Annotated in this window: 20 protein-coding genes; 6 read left to right on the forward strand and 14 right to left on the reverse strand. The window is 59.0% G+C overall.

Annotated features, from left to right (window positions below; genetic code table 11):
• Positions 1–82: 82 nt before the first annotated feature.
• The 5 genes from Q4577_RS03450 to Q4577_RS03470 all read left to right on the forward strand — a co-directional run bounded on the left by Q4577_RS03450 (position 83) and on the right by Q4577_RS03470 (position 5387).
• On the forward strand, positions 83–1411 hold the full coding sequence (locus Q4577_RS03450) for an aspartate aminotransferase family protein (protein ID WP_303468688.1): 1329 nt from the start codon (positions 83–85) through the stop codon (positions 1409–1411).
• Between the two features lie 5 nt (positions 1412–1416).
• Positions 1417–2802 carry an aspartate aminotransferase family protein gene (locus tag Q4577_RS03455; protein WP_303468687.1) on the forward strand — a complete coding sequence of 462 codons (1386 nt, stop codon included), beginning with the start codon at positions 1417–1419 and terminating at the stop codon, positions 2800–2802.
• A 649-nt stretch (positions 2803–3451) separates the two neighbouring features.
• Positions 3452–4204 carry a hypothetical protein gene (locus Q4577_RS03460; protein ID WP_303468686.1) on the forward strand — a complete coding sequence of 251 codons (753 nt, stop codon included), beginning with the start codon at positions 3452–3454 and terminating at the stop codon, positions 4202–4204.
• A gap of 114 nt (positions 4205–4318) precedes the next feature.
• Entirely contained in the window at positions 4319–4996 is a 678-nt protein-coding gene (locus tag Q4577_RS03465; RefSeq protein ID WP_336623644.1) for a GNAT family N-acetyltransferase, read from the forward strand.
• Between the two features lie 172 nt (positions 4997–5168).
• Complete coding sequence (locus Q4577_RS03470) at positions 5169–5387, forward strand: DUF6500 family protein (protein ID WP_303468684.1); 219 nt, start codon at positions 5169–5171, stop codon at positions 5385–5387.
• Positions 5388–5518: 131 nt separating this feature from the next.
• On the opposite strand, the gene Q4577_RS03475 is transcribed toward Q4577_RS03470, so the two are convergent.
• The 8 genes from Q4577_RS03475 to Q4577_RS03510 are packed head-to-tail and all read right to left on the reverse strand — an operon-like array spanning position 5519 to position 14812.
• On the reverse strand, positions 5519–7123 hold the full coding sequence (locus Q4577_RS03475) for a GMC family oxidoreductase (RefSeq protein ID WP_303468682.1): 1605 nt from the start codon (positions 7121–7123) through the stop codon (positions 5519–5521).
• Positions 7124–7169: 46 nt separating this feature from the next.
• Positions 7170–8444: a sugar ABC transporter substrate-binding protein gene (locus tag Q4577_RS03480; RefSeq protein WP_303468681.1), complete on the reverse strand. Its 1275-nt coding sequence runs from the start codon at positions 8442–8444 to the stop codon at positions 7170–7172.
• Between the two features lie 31 nt (positions 8445–8475).
• A complete protein-coding gene (locus Q4577_RS03485) occupies positions 8476–9360 on the reverse strand; it encodes a carbohydrate ABC transporter permease (RefSeq protein WP_303468680.1) in 885 nt (294 codons plus the stop codon).
• Complete coding sequence (locus tag Q4577_RS03490) at positions 9357–10235, reverse strand: carbohydrate ABC transporter permease (RefSeq protein ID WP_303468679.1); 879 nt, start codon at positions 10233–10235, stop codon at positions 9357–9359. Before Q4577_RS03490 ends, Q4577_RS03485 begins: the two co-directional genes overlap by 4 nt.
• Position 10236: 1 nt before the next feature.
• The gene (locus Q4577_RS03495) at positions 10237–11325 is read right to left on the reverse strand and encodes an ABC transporter ATP-binding protein (protein WP_303468678.1); all 1089 of its coding nucleotides are present in this window, start codon (positions 11323–11325) and stop codon (positions 10237–10239) included.
• Positions 11325–12371 carry an aldo/keto reductase gene (locus Q4577_RS03500; RefSeq protein ID WP_303468676.1) on the reverse strand — a complete coding sequence of 349 codons (1047 nt, stop codon included), beginning with the start codon at positions 12369–12371 and terminating at the stop codon, positions 11325–11327. Before Q4577_RS03500 ends, Q4577_RS03495 begins: the two co-directional genes overlap by 1 nt.
• Position 12372: 1 nt before the next feature.
• Positions 12373–13362 carry an amidohydrolase gene (locus Q4577_RS03505; RefSeq protein ID WP_303567595.1) on the reverse strand — a complete coding sequence of 330 codons (990 nt, stop codon included), beginning with the start codon at positions 13360–13362 and terminating at the stop codon, positions 12373–12375.
• Positions 13363–13366: 4 nt separating this feature from the next.
• Positions 13367–14812, reverse strand: a complete 1446-nt coding sequence (locus Q4577_RS03510; RefSeq protein WP_303468674.1) for a sulfatase-like hydrolase/transferase — start codon at positions 14810–14812, stop codon at positions 13367–13369.
• A 246-nt stretch (positions 14813–15058) separates the two neighbouring features.
• Here Q4577_RS03510 and Q4577_RS03515 point away from each other — a divergent pair, with 246 nt between their 5' ends.
• On the forward strand, positions 15059–15949 hold the full coding sequence (locus tag Q4577_RS03515) for a LysR family transcriptional regulator (protein WP_303468672.1): 891 nt from the start codon (positions 15059–15061) through the stop codon (positions 15947–15949).
• Between the two features lie 427 nt (positions 15950–16376).
• Here Q4577_RS03515 and Q4577_RS03520 read toward each other — a convergent pair whose 3' ends face one another.
• Genes Q4577_RS03520 through Q4577_RS03545 form a run of 6 tightly spaced genes read right to left on the reverse strand, consistent with a single transcriptional unit; the run spans position 16377 to position 22772 of the window.
• The gene (locus tag Q4577_RS03520) at positions 16377–17177 is read right to left on the reverse strand and encodes an inositol monophosphatase (protein ID WP_303468670.1); all 801 of its coding nucleotides are present in this window, start codon (positions 17175–17177) and stop codon (positions 16377–16379) included.
• Positions 17174–18190, reverse strand: a complete 1017-nt coding sequence (locus Q4577_RS03525; protein ID WP_303468668.1) for a LacI family DNA-binding transcriptional regulator — start codon at positions 18188–18190, stop codon at positions 17174–17176. Before Q4577_RS03525 ends, Q4577_RS03520 begins: the two co-directional genes overlap by 4 nt.
• A complete protein-coding gene (locus Q4577_RS03530; protein ID WP_303468666.1) occupies positions 18183–19607 on the reverse strand; it encodes a glycerophosphodiester phosphodiesterase family protein in 1425 nt (474 codons plus the stop codon). Before Q4577_RS03530 ends, Q4577_RS03525 begins: the two co-directional genes overlap by 8 nt.
• The gene (locus tag Q4577_RS03535; protein WP_303468665.1) at positions 19604–20650 is read right to left on the reverse strand and encodes an ABC transporter ATP-binding protein; all 1047 of its coding nucleotides are present in this window, start codon (positions 20648–20650) and stop codon (positions 19604–19606) included. Before Q4577_RS03535 ends, Q4577_RS03530 begins: the two co-directional genes overlap by 4 nt.
• Positions 20650–21474 (reverse strand): carbohydrate ABC transporter permease, encoded by an 825-nt coding sequence (locus Q4577_RS03540; protein WP_303468664.1) that lies wholly within the window; start codon positions 21472–21474, stop codon positions 20650–20652. The genes Q4577_RS03535 and Q4577_RS03540 overlap by 1 nt, the downstream gene beginning before the upstream one ends.
• A complete protein-coding gene (locus Q4577_RS03545) occupies positions 21471–22772 on the reverse strand; it encodes a carbohydrate ABC transporter permease (RefSeq protein WP_303468663.1) in 1302 nt (433 codons plus the stop codon). The genes Q4577_RS03540 and Q4577_RS03545 overlap by 4 nt, the downstream gene beginning before the upstream one ends.
• Positions 22773–22829: the final 57 nt, after the last annotated feature.

Genomic DNA, 22829 nt, shown 5'->3' on the forward strand with positions numbered 1-22829 from the left:
GGACAATCTTCGCCCTTCATGTACGCTGTACAATAAATTCTGTCCAGATCCTGTTCAGGATCAATTTCAAACCGGAGATGATATGTCGTTGGATAACCTGCCCGCGTCAGAGCCCCTGAGAGCAGCCGCTGCTGTAGCCGAAGAAACCTATCGTGCGGCCAATCCCAAAAGCGCCGAACAATACAAAAAGGCAGGACTGGCCCTACCCGCCGGAAACACCCGGACCAGCCTGTTTTACGGACCGTTCCCTTTGACCATGGCGCGCGGCGAAGATACCCGCCTTTGGGATCTGGACGGGCATGAATACACAAATTTCCTGAGCGAATTTACGTCGGGCATCTATGGCCATTCCCACCCCCGAATTATTGCTGAGTTGAAATCCGCACTTTCGGCCGGGTTGAATTTGTCTTCGCATACGGAGGGCGAGGCCAATCTTGCTGCCGCGATCTGCGAACGCTTTCCCTGTTTCGACAAGGTACGTCTGACCAATTCCGGCACAGAGGCCAACACAATGGCGTTGGTGGCCGCACGGATGTTCACGGGGCGCGACAAAGTTGTGGTGTTCAAAGGCGGCTACCACGGTGGCCCGCTGACTTTTGTAGGCGGGGCCAGCCGCGCCAATGTCCCGTTTGACTTCTTGTATGGCCAATACAACGATCTGAACGCGACACTGGCCGAAATCACACCCCACACCGATGAAGTCGCCTGCATTCTGGTCGAGGCCGTGCTGGGTGCAGGCGGCTGCATTCCCGGCGACCGGGATTTCCTGCATGGGTTGCAGGAGTGGTGCCAAAAGAATGGTGCGCTGTTCATTCTGGATGAGGTCCAGACGTCGCGCCATCATGCTTGCGGCTTGCAAGAAAACCTGGGCCTCAAGGCCGATCTGACCACCATGGGCAAGTTCATTGGCGGTTGCATGCCCATCGGTGTCTTTGGCGGCCGCGACGACATCATGGACATGTTTGATCCAAGCAAACCCGGATCTGTTTCACATTCCGGCACGTTCAATAACAACGTAATGACAATGCGCGCCGGTCTGGTGGGACTGACAGAGGTCTATACGCGGGACGAAGCCGAACGCCTGACCCAGATGGGCGATGCTTTCCGGGATCGGCTCAACGCCATCATTGCTGAATTTGACGCGCCGTTTCATGTAACAGGCATCGGCAGCATCATGAACATCCATGGCCAGCGCGGGCCGATCACGCGCGCCGACCAAGTTCAAAACGAGTGCAGCGCGCTCAAGGATTTGCTGTTCTTCGAACTCCTGACCCGGAACATCTATTTCGCGAAACGCGGCTTGGTGGCGTTGAACCTGTGCCACACCCAGTCCGATCTGGACCGTTTCGAAGAAGGTCTTCGCGAAATCCTTATGAAACACCAATCTCTGTGGCGGAATACAGAAGGCTAGACAATATGTCCGACACTCGCACGGCGGCCCCGGAACACGGCGCGGCAATCCAAGTCTTTTACGGTGGTGCAGGCAAAATGCCGACCATTGACCATGCCAAAGGTGTCTACCTTTGGGACACCGACGGCAAGAAATACCTTGATGCGTCGTCTGGTCCCGTAATCACCAATCTCGGGCACGGGAACGAAGCGGTTTTAAACGCAATGTTCGAGCAGGCGAAGAAGGTTTGCTACGCCAGCCGGGCCGTGTTCGAAAACGCCTCCAACCGGGATCTGGCGCGCAAGCTGGTCGATCTGGCGGGGCCCGGTTTTGATCAGGCTTTCTTCGTGGGCAGCGGTTCGGAGGCCACGGAAGCGGCAATCAAGCTGGCGCGTCAGGCGGCTGTCATCAAAGGCGAAGCCAGTCGTACCGTGGTTCTCGCCCGCTATCCCAGCTATCATGGGGCAACATTAGGCGCGGCTGCCGTCACCGGAGACCCGCAATCAGATGAGGTCTTCGCGCCAGTGATGCGCATCATGCCCAAAGTGCCGGCACCGTTTTCCTACCGCCGCCCCGAAGGGATGAGTATTGAAGACCACGCATTGAATTGCGCCCGGCGGCTTGATGAAATTATCGTCGAAACCGGCCCGGAAAATGTGCTCGCCTTTATTATGGAACCTGTGGGTGGGCTGGCGACCGGCGGTCTGGTGGCGCCTGACAGCTATTACAAGGCCGTGCGCGACATTTGCACCAAACATGGTGTTCTACTCATCTTTGACGAGGTGATGAGCGGCGCAGGCCGCACAGGGACTTTTCTGTCCGCCGACCACTGGCCCGATGCACGCCCGGACATGGTGACGTTGGCGAAAGGTGTTGCAGCGGGGTATACGCCGCTGGCTGCCGTTCTGACACCAAATCATCTGGTTGAAACGATCCTGAATTCGGGCGGGTTCCTGCACGGGCACACCTATTCGGCCAATCCGCTGTCCTGTGCGGTTGGCATCGCGGTGGTGGATGAATTGTTGCGTCTGGATTTGATGACCAATGCCACCAAAGTTGGCGCCTATATCATGACCGGGCTACAACAGATCGCCGAGACATCTGAAATCATCGGAGACATTCGCGGCAAAGGGATGCTGATGGCGGTGGAATTGGTGGCCAACAAGGCGACCAGAGCCATGATCCCCGACGAACATCGCGCAGTTTATCGCATGCTCGAAATCGGCATCGACAATGGGCTGCTGCTCTACACCCGCAAGACCTCTGGCGGCGAATTTGGTGAATGGGTTATGGTGACGCCTCCGCTCACCATGACGCAGGAGGAAGCCGACGAACTGTTGGCCCTGTTCGAAAAGACCATCCAAGACATGGAAAACGAACTGCGCAAAAGCGGTGTGCTGGCGACCACATGACCCACTCTGCCGAAGCGCCAGTTTTGCCGCAGCCTGTTGGCGTGTGCACAACAAACAGGAGAACAAAAGATGCGCTATGATTTCATCCTCCGCGCCAGGCCGTCAAACTGGCAAAACAACTTGCTCTCTGCACCGACATGGCCGTGAAAACCAAGGAGCCCGCACAAGAAACGGAGTGAAATCTCCAGCCGATCGGGCAGCAAAGTGTCAATTTCCTTCAATCTACCAAAGTGATTATGCCCAGGGCACCAAGACCCCCCGTCGGAATTGCTTGGACCCAGGTGTCGTTTGACTTCGCAGAGGCTTTGCGGTGATGCAGAGCCGTGCCCGAGAACTCTATCAAACGAACGTCTGCTATCATGAGAGCGACCAAAAACCTTCAACAACCACTTAGGTTTTGAACAGGGTTTTTGGCAGTGTCAATCGAGGTGTTTTGGCCCTGTGCCATGCAAGAGCGCCTTTGGAGCGCTCCTGCATGGCGATAGTGCTGGCTTTTCCAACAATAAACCAGTCGATCCCGAACTGTACTATTTGACGTAACGGATCATCATAAACCTGCCTTCCGTTTTTCGCCCATTGATATGTCTGCTCAATTCTGCACACTGGCTTCAAATTAAGAATTGAGACGTATAGGATCTGATTGGTAAAAATGATTAAGAAAACTCTAGTGCCGATAATCGGGTCGATCCGAATTATCTTCACAACCGCCCGCATATTGACCTTTTTGCTTTTTCTTGGCTTCTTCGTCGCCAGCCATACAATCACAGCGCTGGCTGCCATCACAAGCACTGCAATATCAGCGGTTGCTGGATCAACGTCTACCGTTATGGGGCGATCAAAAACAAAAACTCTTGACCTGACCACACAAAACACGCGGCTAAGGGCGGATCTCGATATTGAGAAACGCCGTGCCTCCAGCCTTGTTGCAGAGAATGCGCGCATCCGAAAAGTTGATGCTGTTACATTTAGAGGCCGGTCGACAACGGTTAGGGAGGCCACACAAGAAGTTCTTGATCGCACAATGACCCGGACAACGCGATCAACCCTCGCAAACGTGTCCAGTATCCCGGGTGAAAGTGTTCCATTCTACGGGATTGCGATTGTCCTTGCAGCAACAGCATACGAGCTCAAGACAGCTTGTGATAACATGATTGACCTTTACGATCTTCAAGTCGCACTTGATCCTGAAACTGCTCGCTTGGATGACAGAAGAGCGGTTTGCGCCTTACAAATTCCGACAAAACAAGAAGTCTGGAACGGTATAAAACAGTCTCCTCAAACTGCTTGGAAAATGAGTATAGCAACGCTTGAGAGCGTAACTGATGGTGTAAAAACAATAGAGACGCCTGAGTTTGGCGGTATGTGGCAAAGGTTTACCAATTGGATCGGGGGACGTCCTTAGAGCAAGTTGACAGGCGTATTTTGCGAAACCTGAACTATCCCCAACTCCCTACTCACAGCTTTCCTAAAACGACCGTTTTGGGAAGGGGTCACCAAAGCGGCCATTGGGGTACCAGTGGCGAAGGTCTGGAAGGTCCCGCACAACCAACATCCGGGGTGGCGAAAAAATGGATTTGACTCGCTGCCCTGCCGCATGTCCGGTTTGAGCCCGATCAAGACATTCAAATCGATGCTCCATCTGCGTGCGATTAGCCATTTACTGTTGTTCGGAAAGGAGAAACTTCTATTTAGAGGTAAAAAAACCTGGACGGATACCCCAGTGATGCATGAGATTAATTTCACCAGATTGTCCGAGATCGATCCATCCGAGATCGTTGCGCATATGTCTGACCCGCGTGTAGCGGAACACATGCCTTTGCTGAATTTCGAATGGGATGAGGCCGCGGTCACCAAGTTCGTCGCGACCAAAGAGGCGTGCTGGAACCGTGATGGGCTTGGCCATTGGGCTATATTGTCCAACGGCAAGTATGTTGGATGGGGCGGTTTTCAGAAAGAGGGGGACGAGTGGGATTTCGGGTTAGTTCTCAAGCCCTGTTCATTCGGACTTGGTGCGCGCATTTCACGAAAAGCGATCGACTTCGCCGTTACCGACAAGCGCATTCCATTCATCACGTTTTTGCTGCCTCCATCACGCAAGAACCTAAGTGCGCTCAACCGACTTGGCGCAATTTTTGTCTGTGAGCAGGAGTATGATGGGGAGACCTTCCTCAAATTTCAACTGGAAACCGAATGAAAGCTAAGTCCGCACAACCGACTACCGGGGCGGCGAAAATAATGGATTTTGCTCGCTGCGCCGCCGCGTGTCCGCTTTAGCGCCCAGACCGACCAAACACATCGCATTGCGGCTTTCGCGTGTTCGCCCTATGTTCTTGCCTGTGCAGCTCCAACGGTAAGGTTCAACTAATATGAGGTCCACTCTAAGAACGAAGGCAATTGCAGTCTGCAATGAGAAAATTGCGAAAAAGGGGGAGACTGTAGGCCTTTCATTCTATGCATTTTTTGCCAACAAGAATGACGATCCGGAATTACTCATGGAGGCGGCTGAATGGTGGATCAAGACACATGAGCTTGATCACTTCGAGAAGGCCGTGAAAATCCGAGAGATGATCAGCTCAGGCGTTTGAGCAATGGCGACGTCGTCCGCACAGCCGGCATCCTGGGGCCTCAGGCCTTTTGCGAACCATAGTGCTTTCGCGATCATACTTGGCCTTCCAACACATCCGGCAAGAGGCCTGGGCGGAAAACGCCACCCTTTTTAGGGTCCGGCAAGGATGAAGTCGGCCACCATTTCACCGGCCAGAAGACTGGGGGCATGGGTGTTGGCCGAGGGCATGGTGGGAAAGATCGACGCATCCGCGATGCGCAGCCCCGTGACGCCGCGAACCCGCAATCTTGCATCGACGACCGCTTCGCGCCCTTCGCCCATCCGGCAACTGCCAACCGGATGATAAGAGGTTGTGCCGGTCTCGCGGATGAATGCGGCGATGTCATCATCGCTTTGCGCCACATCGCCGGGTCGGATTTCAACCGGGTCAAACGCCGCCAAGGCAGGCTGCTGCGCGACCTTTCGGGCAAGGCGCACACCGGCAACCGCCCGCACCAGATCCTCTGGATCCCCCAGATAATTTGCCACAATCACCGGCGGTGTGTCAGGATCGGCAGAGCCCAAATGCACCGACCCCGTGGCGCGGGGGCGCAGGGGGAACGTCCCGATGCCAAAGCCGGGAAACCGGTCGAACACCAGCTTGCCGGCGGCACGCGCATCGGCCGAGGACATGGGATGCAATTGCAACTTCATATCCGGTTGGCCGGGGCCATCGCCCGTGCGCACCAGTGCATGTACGGTTGAGGTCGACCCCGACATCAAACCATCACGTCGCAGCAGATAGCGCAGGCCAAACAGTGCCTTGCGCAACGGATTATGCATGATCTGGTTCAAGGTCACGACGTTGCGACAGCGAAAGGACAACCGCGTATGCAGGTGATCGCGCAGCCCCTCGCCCACGCCGGGCAGGTCATGCACCACGTCGATCCCGAGCTGACGCAATCGCGCGCCCTGACCGATGCCCGACAGCTCCAACAGCTTTGGTGTGTCTATCGCCCCGGCGGCAAGGATGATCTCGCCTCGGCAGGCATAATGTTCCTGATGTCCCGCGCGTTTCACGACAACGGACACCGCCCGCGCACCATCGAAATCAACCCGCTGCACCACGGCATCCGACAGGATGTCCAGCCCCGCGTGGTCTTGCATCCGATGCAAATAGGCCTCGCGCGCGCCATGGCGCAACCCGCGCCGGGTGTTCGTCTGCAAATAGGCCACGCCGCCATACTGCGCGCCGTTGTAATCATCGGTGCGCGCAATGCCCGCGCCCTCGCACGCCGCAATAAATCCGTCCGACAGCGGGTCATCGGGGCCATAGCGCGTGACATGCACCGGGCCATCGCGCCCGCGCTGCGCATCCTCCCCCAATGTCGTGCTTTCCATCCGCTGGAAGCGCGGCAAAAGCGACGCATGGTCCCAGCCGTCACAGCCCTGCGCCGCCCAGCTGTTGTATTCCGCCGGATCGCCCCGCACCCAGAGCATCCCGTTCACCGTCGAGGTGCCGCCCCAGACCCGGCCACGTGGCCAGAAGATCTCGCGGTTGTTCAGATGTGGTTCCGGCGCGGTCCAATACCGCCACAGCGCGCGCTTGCCGGTCAGCACCTTGCCGATGCCCAATGGCACCCGCAGCCAATGCCAGGGATCGTCCCGCCCGGCTTCGATCAGCAATACGGAATGTCGACCGCCCCGGGCCAAACGTGACGCAGCAGCAGAGCCTCCGGCACCTGCCCCCACCACAATATAATCATAGGTTTTCATGTCAGGATAAATGGCCCACGGCGTGTCCGCCGCAGGCCTGCTCCGATTAACGCGCCAGAAGACGCTGGATCTGCTTGTCCGCAGCGGCAAGCGACGATTCAATATCGCCACCCTTCAGAATGCGCTGATACTCCGGCACAACCTTGTCGAGGATCGCGTAGAACTTTGGATGTTTGATCGGCGACTCGTTATAGACCTCAAGCTCTTTGACAAAAGCCTGGGTAAAGGCATCCGCGCCCATCGGTCCCTTGGACAGCAGATCGGCAGAAGGTGTCGAAACCTGATCGCTGCGCTCATAATACATGTCGGTGATGCCCTGATCGAACAGGATCAGCTTGATGAAATCCGCCGCAAGCTGTTTGTCCTCGGCGGCGCTGGAGACGGCGATCACATGGCTGTTGCCGATGGTGCGGTGGCTGCCGTCCGGCGCATTCGGCAGCGGTGCAACCCAGATATCGCCATCGGGCGCGGTCTTGATGGTGTTTTCCGACAGGTTGTTGAACAGCCCCCGGCCCCAGGGCCCTTCGAGGATGAAACCGGCCTTGCCCGCCGCCATCAGATTGCGGGTCTCACCCACAGAGAAGCCATCGGGCGCGCAACCCGCTTCGGAAATGTCCTGCAACCAGGAATAGGCCGCCACGGTTTCCGGTGTGTTGAAGGCAATATTGCCTTCGTCATCCACCACGTCGCCGCCAAAGCCATAGATCCACGGGATCGACCATTGCACCGCGTTGGGGTTGGACCAGCTGCGCAATGCAAGGCCATAGATCTTGCCATCATCGCCCGCAGGCAAGGCACAGATGCCCATGATCATCTCTTTCAACCCGTCCCATGTGGTGGGCGGTTGATCGGGATCGAACCCGGCCTGTTCCAGAAGGTTGCGGTTATAGAGCATCATCACCGGGCCCGGCACCCAAGGCAGCGCATAAAGCTTGCCGTCATCAAAACGCAGGGCATCCAGCGCGGCATCGGGGATCTGTGCCAGTTCATCCTCGGTAAAAAGATCGTCCAGCGGCGCCAGCCCGCCAATCGCCTCCATCGCGGGCACCCAGCCCGGGATCAGGTGAATGAGGTCCGAGGCATTGCCGCCCAGATGGGCCACCGTGGCCTGATCAAGCGCTTTTTCGAACGGCACGTCCTGACGGATGAAATCGACGCCGGGATGTTGTTCCTCGAACTTCTTTTCCATCTCGCCTGCGACCGGCTCAAGATAGCTATAGGTGCCAAGCCAGCCGGAATAGACAAGCTCTTCTGCCTGTGCGCCCCCGGTGGCGGCCATGCCGATGGCCAGCGCCGTCAGGCTTGTTTTCAGATGTTTCATGGTATCCTCCCATTGGTTTATTGAAACGTGATCAGCCTTTGACCGCACCGGCCGTAACGCCGCGCAGAAAGGTTTTTTGAAAGAAGAAAAAGAGCACCAGCACCGGAACAGACACGATCACCGCAAGCGCCATCATCTCGCTCCAGGCGCCTTCGAATTCCTGAAGGAAGATCAGGGTAATCCCGGCGGGCAATGGGCGCATGTCGGTGGTGCTGGTGAAGGTCAGGCCGAACAACAGCTCGTTCCAGCTGACCACAAAGACAAAGATCGCCGAAGCCGCCAGCGCGGGCCGCGCCATTGGCAGAACGATGAACAAAAACACCTTGAGCGGCGTCGCGCCATCGACATAGGCGGCTTCTTCGACCTCACGCGGGAGCTGGTCAAAGAAGTTCTTGAGCAGCCAGATCGACACCGGAATGGTGATCGCCGTATGGCCCAGAACCAGCGCGGCATAGGTGTTGAGCAGCCCCAGTTTCACGAACAGCCCGTAAAGCGAGATCATGATCAGCGGCACCGGAAACGCCAGCGACCCCATAAAGAACAGCATCAAAACCGGCCCGCCCCGAAAGCGGAAACGCGAGATGCCATAGGCGGTCATCGCGCCGACAAATGTCGACAGCGCCGCGGCACAGACCGCCACGATCAGCGAATTCAGCGTCAGGGTGCCCAGCACCTCGTTGAACTGGGCGGCATAGTTTTGAAAGGTGATGACCTCTGGAATCCAGCGCGGCGGGATCTGAAACACGTCCTTGAGCGGTTTGAACGAGGTCGAGAGCATCCAGCCCACCGGGATCAGCATCACCATGACCAACGCGGTGACACAGACGTAAATCATGCCCAGGTTGGCGCGGCGGCGCAGGGTTCGGGAAATGCGGCTTGGGCTGGCGCGGCGGCTCATCGTCAGGGATTGGGTCATGCGGATTTCCTCAGCGCGAAGCGGTTGTAGATGCCGGCAAAGATGATCACGAAGACCAGCCAGAAAGTGCCAGCGGCGGCGGCAAGCCCGAAATCCCATTCAGTGAAAGCGGCCTTGTAGGTGAACAGGCTGAGCACATTGGTCGCACCGATCGGCCCGCCCTGGGTCAGCACCAGCGGAATTGTGACCTCTTGCAGAAAGCGCACGGCCTCAAGCAACGCGGCGGTCATCACGATGTTCTGCAACAGCGGCAAAAGGATATGACGCAGCCGGTTGAAATACCCGGCGCCGTCGATCTCGGCCGCCTCCTGGATTTCCTTGGGGATGCCCTGCAATGCGGCAAGGGCAATCACCATGACAAAGGGCACCGCGCGCCAGGAATAGGCAAAGATCACCACCCAGGGCGCCAGCTCGGTCTCGAACAGCCAGGCCATCTGGCCCTCGACCACACCGATGCTGCGCAGGAAGTGGTTCACGATCCCCCATTCATCGTTGAACAGCCAGCCCCAGAGGATGGCAATCACGATCCACGGCACCACCCAGACCTGAAAAACGGCGGCACGGAAGAAGCCGACAAAGCGGATGCCACTGTCCAGCAACAGCGCCACGATCAGCCCCAGAACGGTGCAGAAAATCGTGGACACGCTACAGATAAAGACGGTGTTGCCCAGCACATCCCAGAACTGGGGATCTTCGAACAGATAGACATAATTGCCCAACCCCACAAAGTCGGTCGTCGGGCGCAGCGGCGAGGCATTGGTGAAGCTCAGCCAGATGCCGTTGACGATAGGATAGAGCAGCAGCCCCCCCACCAGAAACAGCGCCGGGGCGAACAGGGACATAAAGAAATAGGGATGACGTTTGATCGAATACATATCAGACCCCGATCTCGGCGATACGCTGTCCGGCGGGGCGGCTGAACAGGTGCAGACGGTCGTTGTCCATCGCGATGCCGGTTGTTTCGCCCACGCGCGGCACCGGGGTGCGCGCCGGGGCCCGCACACAAAGATTGCCGATGGCGGTATCCGCAAAGACCAGCACCTCGCCGCCGGTGTGTTCCACCACGGCCACCTGGCCCTGCAACACACCCGCACCCGGCGCACAAAGCGACAGATCATCGGGGCGGATGCCCCATGTCACGTCGGTGTCGGTCGGGGCAAAACGCCCGCCAAGATCGACGCCAGATCCATCCGTCAGGGTCAGCGCAGCGCGCCCCCCGCTGTGCTGCAACTGGCCATCAAAAAGGTTCATCTGCGGCGAGCCAATGAACGAAGCCACAAAAACCGTCGCCGGGCGGTCATAAAGCTCCATCGGGGCGCCCTGTTGGACGATATGACCGTCGTGCAACACCACGATCCGGTCGGCCATTGTCATCGCCTCGACCTGATCATGGGTCACATAGACCGAAGTCGCCTCAAGATCCTGGTGCAGCCGCCGGATTTCCGTCCGCATTTCGACACGCAGCTTGGCGTCGAGGTTCGACAAGGGTTCGTCAAACAGGAACACCTTGGGCTTGCGCACCAATGCCCGCCCCATCGCCACCCGCTGGCGTTGTCCGCCAGAAAGCTGCGCGGGGCTGCGATCAAGGTAATCCGTCAGGTTCAGCGCATCGGCAGCGGCGCGCACCTTCTGGTCAATCTCGTCCCGTTTGGCCCCCCGCATTTTAAGGGTGAAGGCCATGTTTTCATAGACGTTCTTGTGCGGGTAAAGCGCATAGGACTGGAACACCATCGCGATATCGCGGTCCTTGGGCGTCAGGTCGTTCACCACGTCGCCGTCAATGCTGATCTCGCCCTGACCCAGTTCCTCCAGCCCGGCGATGATCCGCAGCAATGTGGATTTTCCGCAGCCCGATGGCCCTACCAGGGCAACAAATTCGCGATCCTTGATGCCAAGGTCGATGCCATGCAGGATTTCCACCGGCCCATAGCTTTTCCTGACTTGGTTGATTTGAACATTGGCCATCAGTCTTGAGACTCCTGAATAAGACGCGCGTCGATTATTCCGGCCGATGCAAGATCGGGGAACAGTGACGCCGGAAGCGGGGCTTGGAACGCCGCCGCACATTGGTTGACTTCATCCGCAGTGCGCATGCCGGGCACGACACAGGCCACCGCGGGGTGGATAAGGGGAAATTGCAGGGCCGCGGCCACCGGGCTTACGCCGTGATCGGCACAGATGGCGTGGATGCTGCGCACCTTGGCCACGATCTCTGGTGCGGGTTTGCGATACATGTGCAGCGCCTGTTCGGGGTTTTCGGCCACCAACAACCCAGAGGCAAAGGGGCTGCCCAGCAGCACCGCCTGATTGCGGCGCTGACATTCCGGCAGGAACCGGTCAAGCGCACCCTGATCCAGCAGGTTGAAATGCCCGGCCATCATGAAGCAATCGAAATCACCCTCTGCCGCGAACCGTTCGGCCATGGTCCAGTAATTGTTGCCAACGCCAAGCGCCTTGACGGTGCCTTCGCTGCGCAATTGGTCCAGCGCGCGATAGCCGTCGGCCATACATTGCGAAAACAATGCCTCCAGCGCGTCGGGCGCATGGTTGGCCGGGTCGATGTTGTGAATATGCAGGATGTCGACACCGGGCAGGCCCAGCCGTTGCAGGCTGTCTTCGACGCTGCGCATGATACCGTCGTAGCTGTAATCATTGGTCAGCGAGAAGGACAAAGGCCGCTCAAAGATGCTGGCCGCCTGATCGCCGGTCAATTTGCCCGACCGGTCGGGAACAAGTTTGCGGCCCACCTTGGTTGAGGTGACGAAATCGCCCATCGACTTGTTGCGCAGGAAGGCCCCCAGCCGATGTTCGGCCAAGCCATGACCATAAAGCGGCGCGACATCGAAATAGCGGATACCGGCGTCCCATGCGGCATGAAGGGCGGCGTCGGCCTCGGCATCGCTCAGGACCGTGGGGTAATTGCCAAGCGGCACGCAGCCAAAGGCCAGCCGCGTCACCCGAAGCCCGGTGTCGCCGATATAAGAGGTCGGTATGGAATGTGGTTCTGTCATGTCAGGGGGTCTTGCTCTTTGGGGGTTGTGGCGTGTCGATCCGGTAGAAACCCTTTGCGGTATCGTGGAAAATGGCGCGCAGATCGGCCTCGGGCAGCGGCCCGAGTGCGGCGACATATCCCGCCAGAAGCGTCGGGTAATCGGAAAACAATCCGTCCACCGGAAAATTGCTGCCGAACATCAAACGGCGCGGTCCAAAGGCGGTGCGTAAATGCTGGACCAAGGGCGCGAGGCTGTCGCAGGTCCAATGCCAATCGGTCATCGCCAGACCCGACAGTTTGACCACCACATTCGGGGCCTCGGCCAGTCGGCTCATGCCATCGCGCCACCGTTCCAGACCTTCGGCGCTGCGATCCAGCGGCAATCCGCAATGGGTGATCGCAATGCGCGCCTTGGGGAATTGCGCGGCCAGATCGGCCACGGCGACATGGGTGATCGGTGGGGCCTGAAGATCGACACAGAGATCCTGCGCCACCATCGCCGCCATTCCGCGCTGAAATTGCGGATCACGGTAGAGCGCCGCACCCTCGGGCGCGCCCCGCCCCATCGCCATGACACGAATGCCGCGAAAGCCGGGAAATGCCTGATGCGCCGCAAGCACCTGATCCAGATCGGGCGCGGCCAGATCCGCCGCCCCCATCATCACGCTGGGCAGGCCATGGTCGCGGGCATGGCCGGTCAGCCATGCCGTTTCGCCTTCGGGCGCTGTGCCGCCCCGCCAATGGGCCTCGATGTGAACCGATGCTGCCAAGTTTACCTGCCCCAGATCGGCCCTCAGGTCCGGTGCCAGATAGCTGCGCCGGATCGCGGCATAATCGCCGAAATGCGCGGTGATCAACTGTTCCTGAAGCCAGGGGTAATGGTTGTTCGCCAGATCCCAGAAATGGTGGTGGGCATCTATTATCCCGCCAACAGCCACAGCCACCCGGCCACTGCTGGCCGCATCTGGCCGCCCATCGGGGCCGATAATTATGTCAGATGTCACAGACACGGGCTCAGGCGTCTTCCGATTTGGCAAAGGTCGCTGTCACGCCCGGCGGTGGCGAAAAGCCGAAATCGCCGCGCGCGATGATCTGATCCGCGCCACCAAGACTGTCGATCCGGCTCTGTTGATCCGCAATGGCGCGATCATGGGCCGCCGCCGCATCCACCTTGGCAAACAGCGCGGCATGACATTCGGCCAAAACCTCGGCATGGGCCGGGTCCTGGGCCAGATCGGTCATCTCTTCCGGGTCGGTTTCCAGATCAAAAAGCTGGGCCGCATATTTGGCGTAATAGACGTATTTCCACCGCCCCTTGCGCAGCATGAACGCCCCGCTGCGCGACCCGGTTGCGTGGTATTCCGACAGGACGACACCGGCCTCATCGCTCAGCAGATCATGTTCGCCAAATCCCTGGCCGTCACATCCCGTCGATTCCAGGATAAAGCGTGACAGGTCGATCAGCGACCGGGGCTGTTCGTTGACCTTCCCCGCCGCAACCCCATCGCCCGAGACAATCATCGGCACGCCGACCGCCTCTTCGTACATGTTGGATTTGCCCCAAAGCCCCCGCGCGCCAAGGTTGTCGCCATGATCGCTGGTATAGACAACGCGCGTGCTGTCGTTGAGCCCGGCCTCCTCCAGCGAGGTCAGGATGTGACCGACCTGATCGTCGATAAAGGTGCACAGACCCATGTATCCGGCAATCGCCCGGCGCACATCCGCCTCGGTGCGGAAATGGTCGTCATAGGCAAATGCTTCGCGGTAGTCGCGCAGATAGGGGTGATCCGGGCGCTCGTCCTTGCCATAAAGCTTGGGCATCGGCAGCTTGGACTGGTCATAGCGATAGAAATATTCCGGCGGTGCGGTCAGCGGGAAATGCGGCGACACGAAGCTGACAAACAACACCCAGGGCTTGTCGGTGATCGCCGGGGCCTCTTCGCGCAGCCATACCTGTGAACGTGCCGAAATATCCCGGTCATAACGGGTATAGATCGACTCGCCCGGGCCGGCCATGCGCGCCATCTTGTCCGCGGCACCGCGCACCACAGACCGGTCACGGATCAGGCCCAGCACATCGCCCATCCCGTCCACAATATTCATCGGGATCTCGGACTCGGTGAAACCATTGTCATCGGCCTCTAACCCACGGAAATGCAATTTCCCGATAGAGCGCACATGATGACCATTTTCGCGCAGCCGGTGGTGCCAGCTTTCCTGTGTGCCGTCATAGGCATGGGCGTTGTCCCAGGCACAGATCTCATGCACCGGACGCCCGGTGGCAAAGCTGGAGCGCGCCGGCACACAGATCGGGCTGGGCGTATAGGCGTTGGTAAAACGTGTGCCGTTCTGTGCCAAACGATCCAGATTGGGCGTTTGTACAATGTCATTGCCGTAGCACCCAAGGTTCTTGATGCTGTGTTCGTCCGACATGATGACGACAAGGTTCTTGGGTTCCATCCATCATTCACAGACCTCTGGGGTCCGCGTCCTCTTGTTTTTGAAATTGTTGAAATGCGGTCTTGGTGCGCTTGGTGAACGACCGGGGCTATCGGTGCCCTGGTTCGAAATTTTGGCCCAAAATTTTGGCCCGATACTATAGCCCCTCCCCGGCCATTCGTTCGTGTCTTCGCTCCACTTTACGCAGCCGACAAAAAGACATCCAATATCCTTTTAATCTTGCATTAATACCGTCAGCGTATTTATATGCTTGGCATCATGGAGATGCATCAACTTCGATATTTCGTTGCGGTCGCCGAGGAGCTGCACTTCGGGCGCGCCGCGCGGCGGGAAAATGTCTCGCAGCCGCCGCTCAGCCTTCAGATCAAAAAACTTGAGGAAGAACTGCAGGTTACGCTATTTGAGCGCACCAAGCGCCGGGTCGCCATCACCCCCGCCGGCAGCGCGTTCCTGCCCGAGGCGAAATCCATTCTGGCCGCAACGTCACATGCCAAACACGTGGCGCAAAAGGCATATCGCGGCGAAATCGGACAGGTGCGCATCGGGTTCGTACATTCGGCCTCATTGGGATATTTGCCGTCCTTGATCGGGCCGTTTCGCCAAATCTATCCCCAGATCGAGATTCGATTGCATGAAATGACGGTCAGCGAACAGAACGTCGCGCTGGCCAAGGGGCGCGTCGACATCGGCATCGTGCGCCCACCAATCGAAAACCCGCAACTGGCCAGTTTCGATGTGGTCAGCGAACCATTTTGCGCGGTGGTTCCGGTTGATCATTGGGCGGCATCGGAAACCGCGATCGAACTCAACGCGCTGGCGGATGAAGATTTCGTATTCTATCCCCAACACCGCTCGCCTGCGTTCTATCAACAGCTGATGACGATGTGTTCGTCCCAGGGGTTCCTGCCCAGAACGGTGGTCGAGGCCAATACCATGTACACCGCCATCGGTCTGGCGGGGACTGGCGCCGGGGTGGCCATCGTGCCCCAAAGCGTGAGCTGTATTGCGATACCTTCGGTCCGCTACATTTCGCTGACCGGATTGACGGAAAAGGCGACCCTGACGCTTGTGCATTCCGACACAAAAGTATCGCAAAGCACCCGCAAACTCATCGAGTTTGCTTACGAGCGCCTGTAACGCAAGGCCCGCGGTTTCAGCAGACCAATCAACCGCCCGCGACCATCGCCGCCTTGCAGGATTGCAGGTTCGCCAGCCACATTGGCGGTTTTCATGATTTATGGCCATGGCCAGTGGGCCAGACGTCCGGCGCAATAAAGCGTCAGCACCGGTTTAGCCTTGCCCCGGTTTCATTCGGGTCAGGTGCCCGTGTGAAGCGGCCCTTTGTTCGAATGCCACGGGTGCCTTCCAGCCGGGGGCGATGTGGTTCCGGCGCGGGTCACATCGCTGAAAATTCCGACACCAAAGTCGTCCGGATCGACGGCAAAGAGGCTCTGCCCCCCACCGGCTCCGGACTGGTGGGAGGATTTAATACCCAACCGGGCCATCGCGCGTGACTTTGCGCCATTGGCCCTTTTCGTTGGAAAGCATCCGCGCAAAACCAACCTTACTCGGGCAGAAAGACGTTTTTCCGCAACACCGGGGCCAGTTCGTGATCCGCGCGGGCCATGGCAAGCAGCGGGGCCGGTGCCGCCAGCGACGCGGTAAAGTCTGGCGCCTCGACGACACCCCCGGCGGCCTTGATGATCGCAATGCCGGCGGCCGCATCCCAAAGGTTCAGACAACGCTCCATATAGGCATCGACCCAGCCGGCCGCGACGCCGATCAACCCGATGGTGGCCGCGCCAGAGCGGCGATATTCCCCGCCTGCGTCAATGATCTGTTCCAAAAACACCGCGTGTTCGCGAAACGCGGTGCGGGGGGACCATCCGACGGCGATCAAGGCCCCGGCGGCGTCCCGGCCGGTCGCGACCTTCAGATCGGTGCCATTCTTGCGCGCCACCGGCGTATCGCCCAACATGCCTTCGAACATCAAATCATGATCCGGGGCAAAGATCGCGCCCAGCACGATCTCGCCTTCGCTGGCACAGGCGATGGAAATGGCCCAATCCGGCAACCCGCGCATGAAATTTGTCGTGCCGTCAATCGGATCGACGATCCAGACCTCGCCAGACGTCGCATCGCCCTCACGTCCGCCTTCTTCGCCGACGATGGCATCGTTGGGAAAATGTTCCGAGAGCCGCTGACGGATCAACGTTTCAACGGCCAGATCAGCGCCGGTCACAAAATCCTGCGGCCCTTTGACATCAATCGTCAGCCCATCCTGTGCGGCGCGCATGTCAAGCGCAAGGCGGCCAGCTTCGCGGGCGAGAGAAACAGCAAAGGACAGTCGATCGTGCAAATTCATGATATTTCGGTCTTTCCGGTGGTGCCGCGCAGAATTGCCTGCAATGGCGGATGTTTCAGCAAGCTGGGGGCGTCAGGCGTTTGCAGGCGATACCGCATGACTTCGACCGCCATTGCCGCCTGGGTATCGGCGTCTTGCCGCACTGTGCAAAGGTCATAGGCCGCCCAACCGGCCTGTTCAATGTCATCGAACCCCACAACCCGCATATCCTCGGGCACGCGCAGCCTCAGATCGCGCCGCAGCCCGTCCAACGCGCCACAGGCCAACAGGTCGTTGGCCGCAAACAGCCCGTCACATTTGCGCAAAGTGGCGTCGTGGCGCTGCATCGCCGCGCGCCCGGCGTCATAAGATTGCCCCTCGCAGGGCAGGACGTCACAGGTCATCCCGTGCGCGCGCACAAGCTCACAAAAGCTGTTGACCCGACCAAGCACGGAATAGGTTCGATCCTCCGGGCGCAGCACGGCAAAGCGGCGTGCCCCGGCGCCGTGCAGCATATTGAATACGATGTTTGCAGCGGCGGTGACGTCCAATTGCACCCGATCCCCCCCGCTTGGCCCCGGATAACGGTTGATCAGAACAACCGGCACACGCAGTCGCTGACATTCCTCGATCACGGCGGCGGGGGGCGTGTCCGAGGTCACGATCATCCCGGCGAGATTATAGTCAAGCATGGAGGACAGCAGAGGTTCCAGATCATCACTGCCCTCGGCGGTCAGCAACAGCGGGCGAAACCCCTCTGAAATCAGCGCGCGGGATAGATGTTTGACCTGCCGCGCCCGAAACGGGGTGTCCAGCCGCGAGGCAAGCATGGCAACCAGCTGGGATTGCTGTGATTTCAGGTTTCGCGCCAGCGCATTGGTGCGATAGCCCAAATCCGCAGCGGCGGCCATGATCTTGGCGCGGGTTTCATCGGCAATGCTTGCGCCGGGCGTGAAACACCGCGACACGGCAGAGCGCGACACCCCCGCCTTTCGGGCCACATCATAAGACGTCGGTCGGCGGTGGTCAGTCATCGCCATGTGCCTGCCGCGCAAGGGCAAAAGGCTGATCCACATTGGCAAGATCCGGCGCGGCAGCGACAATCGCCGCCAATGTCTGGGCATCACCCGCCATGGCCGCAATCATGACCGAAACCCCCGCCGCGCGCACCGCTGCGAAATCTCCCGTGCCTTCGGGCATGGTGAATTCGACGATCTGCGGCGACAGATCGGCCAGCGTGTCCTGCAGGCTGGGATAATCCTGTCGCCGGGCCATGATATGCGCCTCCGGTGCAAGGGCGCGCAAATCCTTTAGCGCCGCATGATTGAAGGACCAAAAGAACACCCGATCTTGCAGACCCGCCGCACAAACGGCCTGCCATACCGGTGCGGGCGGGGCGGATTTGAATTCCAGATAGGCACGCCCGTCATAGCGTTGCAGCAGGTTCAAAACCTCGTCCAGCGTCGGAATTTGCGTCCCGGCGAAATGCGGGCTGAACCAGGCGCCCGCATCCAACGCCCGCAATTCCGCCAGGGTTCTCTCGGTAATAGGCCCCTGCCCGGTGGTGGTCCGATCCAACGTCGGATCATGATGAACGACAATGGCCCCGTCGGCCGTCTGATGCAGATCGCATTCGATGAAATCAAAACCCGCCGCCAAGGCACATTCAAAAGCCGGCAGGGTGTTTTCCGGTGCAATCTTGTTGGCCCCCCGGTGGCAAACTGTCTTGAACGGCAATCCACGACCCGGTTGATTGACCAGCTCGGGCCGGTCAGAACAGATGCCGATCACCGGTCTGGTGCGAATATCGGCCATCCGCTGGGGGTCTTCCTCGTGCCAGATGGCGATGCGCTGGCCATTGGCAAAAGCCTGTTCAAACAACGCATCGGTCAGCGTGTCTTGCGGGCGGTCCATATGTTCCCAACACAGATGGATCACATCCGCGCCCTCGGCATAGGCAAAGGGTTCGGCGCCCAAGGGCACCAGCACAGAGCGGGGATAGGGGCTGTTCGCCTCGGCCAGAAGTTTCGCCGCCTCTCGGTCAAAGGCCCCAAGGATCGCACGGGTGATGCCATGTTCGCGCAACATCTGAAGCACCGGCAGGGTGGCACGCGTATCCTTGATATCCGCATAGAACCCTGCGTCCAGCTTTGCAGCTTCGGCCACCACATCCCGCAAGAGCGGACAGGGCCGGTTCTGGTCGGTGGTGTGGGCCAGGATTTCGGCAAAGGTGGTATCGACGATCTTGCGCCCGTCCGACAGGATCTTGTCATGGAAGGCAACGATCTGGCCGTCCGATGTCATGCGAATGTCGACCTCCCACATCTCGGCGCCAAGCGCGCTGGCGATGCGAAACGCCTCTAACGTGTTGTCGGGGGCATAGGCCGATGCGCCACGATGGGCGATGGCATAGGGACGTGCGGGGCGGGTCCAGTCGTCAGATGCGGTCACAGGCGGGCTCCTTCGGCGTCAAACAGATGCACACGGTCAAGATCGACCTGCCAGGAAATCTCTTGTCCCAGCGTGATGTCATGGCCAGCGGGCACAATGGCGCGCAACCGCTGATCATCCGGCAGGATCACATCAATCAGGTCTTCGCGGCCCTGCGGTTCAATGAAACTTACCCGCCCGGCAACGGATGGCCCACGATGCTGGGGCCCGAAATGTTCGGGCCGCACCCCCAGTGTCACTGGGCCAGTGGCCGTGATCCCATTTGGCAGCGCCAGCGCATTGCCACCGCCAAGGGCAAGCTGGCCATTGGCCTCGGCCTGCAAAAAGCTGATCGGGGGGTTGCCCAAAAATCCCGCCACATAGCGCGATGCGGGGCGTTCGTACATCTCGGACGGGGTGCTGATCTGTTCGATGTTTCCGTCTTTCATCAATGCGATACGGTCGCACATCGACATGGCTTCGATCTGGTCATGGGTCACGAGGATTGCGGTAATACCCGTTTCGCGCTGAAGCCTGCGGATCTCGGACCGCATTTCCAGCCGCAGCTTGGCATCAAGGTTGGCCAGCGGTTCGTCCAGCAACAGCACATCCGGTTTGCGCACCAGCGCGCGGGCCAATGCCACACGCTGTTGCTGACCACCAGAAAGCTGTTGCGGTTTGCGGCTGAGCAGATTGCCGATCTGCACCAGATCGGCCATTTCACTCACCCGGCGCTTGATCTCTGAGGATGACAGCTTCTGCACTTTCAGCGGAAAGCCGATATTTTCAGCCACGCTCATATGCGGGTAAAGCGCATAGTTCTGAAACACCACACCGACGGGGCGGTCCTGCGGTGGCAGGGCGGTCACATCGCGGTCCCCGAAATGCAGCGTGCCACCGTCAATCCGGTGAATGCCGCTGATGGCAAACAGCGTCGTCGATTTGCCACAGCCCGACGGCCCCAGCAACGCAACCATCTCGCCAGAGGCGACAGACAGCGACATGTCCTCGATCACCGTGGTGTCGCCAAAACGCTTGGTAAAGTTTTGCAGTTCGATCCGCATCAGCCTTTCGTGCCTCCGCCATAAATGTTCATGAGCCGTTTCTGGAACAGCAGGTAAACGGCGATGACGGGCAATGCGTAGAACATGCCGATCGCCTTGAAGAGCCCATAGTCGGGGCGTGTGTCGTCCGCGATGACCGCGTTCATATAGGTGGCCAACACCTGGGCATCTGCGCCGGGGGCCAGCACCAACGGCAGGATGAATTCCGACCAGCCGGCGAGGAAGGAAAAGATCAGCAGCGCCGACAGCCCCGGTTTGACCTGTGGCAGGATCAATTCGCGCCAGACGCGAAACCGCGAGGCCCCGTCCTGAACACCGGCCATTTCGATTTCCCACGGGACGGAATCATAGAAACCCTTCATGATCCAGATCCCAAAGGGCAGTTCCAACGCCGCTTTCACCAGGATCACCCCCATCAAGCTGTCATAAAGCCCGAGAAACTGAAGCACGATGAAAATGGCGATGATCAGGGTGATTGTCGGAAACGCATGCAGCATGATCAACCCGGCCAGAAAGAACCGCCGCGCCGGAAAGTTCAGGCGCGACAGCGCATAGGCCGCAGTGATCGAAAAGGCGCACACCAAAAGCGCGGTCGAGCTGGCAAAAACAAAGGTGTTGAAGGTCACCCGCCAGATAGAGGGCCGCGCACTGTCGATGCTTGTCCATAGAAAGCGCCAGTTTGTCAGTTCCCATTCCTGCGGAATGATCCCGCCCGGCGCAGGGCGTGAGATGCTGTCAATCAGCTGAAAGCCATACATGATGACCAGCGGCGCCGATATCAACGACAGCGCGAGGATCAGGATCCAGTTGCCTTTGGTGTTCATTGTTCGATCCTCGGCTTGGCGACGAGTTCGCGGAAATTGAAGAAACGCAGGTAAAGGGCCGACAACAGGATGCCGATAATGACCAGCCCCAGCGCATAAGCCGCGCCCAATCCATATTCGAGGTTCCCGCCGTAGTTCGACAGAGCAGTGTGATAAGCAGCCAGGGCCCAGACCTCGGTTTGTCTGCCGGGGCCGCCATCAGTGGCCAGCAGGATGTATTCAAACGATGTCAGCAACGACAACGTCTGATACGAGGTGATGAACAGGATCGGCCAACGCATCTGCGGGAGCAGAACGTAACGCGCCTGTTGCCAACGGTTGGCCCCATCGACCTGTGCCGCGAACAATTGTGTCTCGGGGATTGCGCGCAGCGACGAGGAAAACAGGATCATCCCCAGTGACGCACCGACGCAGCCATTGATCAACACAATGAAGATCCATGCATGGGTGGCGGTGTGGCGCATCCAGTTGATCGGCTCGATCCCGAAGGGGCGCATCATGGCCGAGATAAAGCCCTGATCCCAGGTCAGCCATTGCCACATCAACACATATAAAACAGGGGGCAGAATGCGGGGCAAAAACCAGATGGCCCGGAAAGTCTGGGCCGTGCGGGTCGGCAGATAAAAGGTCGACAAAGCCAGAAAAAGTCCGAAACTCACGTTGAACCCCAGTGTCAGCACCACATAGAGCACCGTATTCAGCGCATAGCGCCAGGTTGCGGGCAATTCCCACAACAGCTCGAAATTCTGGGTGGTGAAGGTCCAGCCGGTATATGCCGCCGTGGTCAATGCGGCGCGATCCGGGTCCGGCACGCCCAGATCGGCGATGGCCGTCTGGAATTCGGCTTCGGTGGCAAATCTCTGGCCAAGGATCGAAACCCGGAACAACTCTGCCGCGGTCTTGCGATCCCGCACCTTGCGCAGCGGATTGCTGCGCAGCTCCTTGAGCGCGCGCTCCATGGCGCGACGGTCATCGAATGTCGCGCCGCCATGCAGCTTTTCCAGCTCGCTGGCGCGGTCTTCGCCGAATTCAGCGGCAAACAACGCCAGTGTTTCCGGCTGTACCGCATATCCGGCACCCTCCAGAAGCGTCACGGCCTCGTCGCTCACCCCGGCCGCGGGCAGACGCCGCAGGTCGCTTTCACTGATCTGATACGCGCCGCCAAGAATGCCGGTCGATGTACTCATATTGGTGAAGGCAAAAACGACGGTCAGCACAACCGGCAGCAAAAAGAACATTACCACCGCCAGCAGTGCGGGGCTGAGAAAGCCCAGGCCCAGAAGGGTCTGTCGGGTCATGTCACACCTCGTATTAAATCGGGGCGACGGCGCACAGGAGGCGCGCCGTCGCGGGAT

It is taken from the genome of Marinovum sp. 2_MG-2023, assembly GCF_030548265.1.
GTDB lineage: Bacteria > Pseudomonadota > Alphaproteobacteria > Rhodobacterales > Rhodobacteraceae > Marinovum.

Excerpts from the sequence above, each read along its gene's own strand:
- Q4577_RS03450 (WP_303468688.1), top strand. The coding sequence starts at position 83 with ATGTCGTTGGATAACCTGCCCGCGTCAGAGCCCCTGAGAGCAGCCGCT.
- Q4577_RS03455 (WP_303468687.1), top strand. The coding sequence starts at position 1,417 with ATGTCCGACACTCGCACGGCGGCCCCGGAACACGGCGCGGCAATCCAA.
- Q4577_RS03460 (WP_303468686.1), top strand. The coding sequence starts at position 3,452 with ATGATTAAGAAAACTCTAGTGCCGATAATCGGGTCGATCCGAATTATC.
- Q4577_RS03470 (WP_303468684.1), top strand. The coding sequence starts at position 5,169 with ATGAGGTCCACTCTAAGAACGAAGGCAATTGCAGTCTGCAATGAGAAA.
- Q4577_RS03475 (WP_303468682.1), bottom strand. The coding sequence starts at position 7,123 with ATGAAAACCTATGATTATATTGTGGTGGGGGCAGGTGCCGGAGGCTCT.
- Q4577_RS03480 (WP_303468681.1), bottom strand. The coding sequence starts at position 8,444 with ATGAAACATCTGAAAACAAGCCTGACGGCGCTGGCCATCGGCATGGCC.
- Q4577_RS03485 (WP_303468680.1), bottom strand. The coding sequence starts at position 9,360 with ATGACCCAATCCCTGACGATGAGCCGCCGCGCCAGCCCAAGCCGCATT.
- Q4577_RS03490 (WP_303468679.1), bottom strand. The coding sequence starts at position 10,235 with ATGTATTCGATCAAACGTCATCCCTATTTCTTTATGTCCCTGTTCGCC.
- Q4577_RS03495 (WP_303468678.1), bottom strand. The coding sequence starts at position 11,325 with ATGGCCAATGTTCAAATCAACCAAGTCAGGAAAAGCTATGGGCCGGTG.
- Q4577_RS03500 (WP_303468676.1), bottom strand. The coding sequence starts at position 12,371 with ATGACAGAACCACATTCCATACCGACCTCTTATATCGGCGACACCGGG.
- Q4577_RS03510 (WP_303468674.1), bottom strand. The coding sequence starts at position 14,812 with ATGGAACCCAAGAACCTTGTCGTCATCATGTCGGACGAACACAGCATC.
- Q4577_RS03515 (WP_303468672.1), top strand. The coding sequence starts at position 15,059 with ATGCTTGGCATCATGGAGATGCATCAACTTCGATATTTCGTTGCGGTC.
- Q4577_RS03520 (WP_303468670.1), bottom strand. The coding sequence starts at position 17,177 with ATGAATTTGCACGATCGACTGTCCTTTGCTGTTTCTCTCGCCCGCGAA.
- Q4577_RS03525 (WP_303468668.1), bottom strand. The coding sequence starts at position 18,190 with ATGACTGACCACCGCCGACCGACGTCTTATGATGTGGCCCGAAAGGCG.
- Q4577_RS03535 (WP_303468665.1), bottom strand. The coding sequence starts at position 20,650 with ATGCGGATCGAACTGCAAAACTTTACCAAGCGTTTTGGCGACACCACG.
- Q4577_RS03540 (WP_303468664.1), bottom strand. The coding sequence starts at position 21,474 with ATGAACACCAAAGGCAACTGGATCCTGATCCTCGCGCTGTCGTTGATA.
- Q4577_RS03545 (WP_303468663.1), bottom strand. The coding sequence starts at position 22,772 with ATGACCCGACAGACCCTTCTGGGCCTGGGCTTTCTCAGCCCCGCACTG.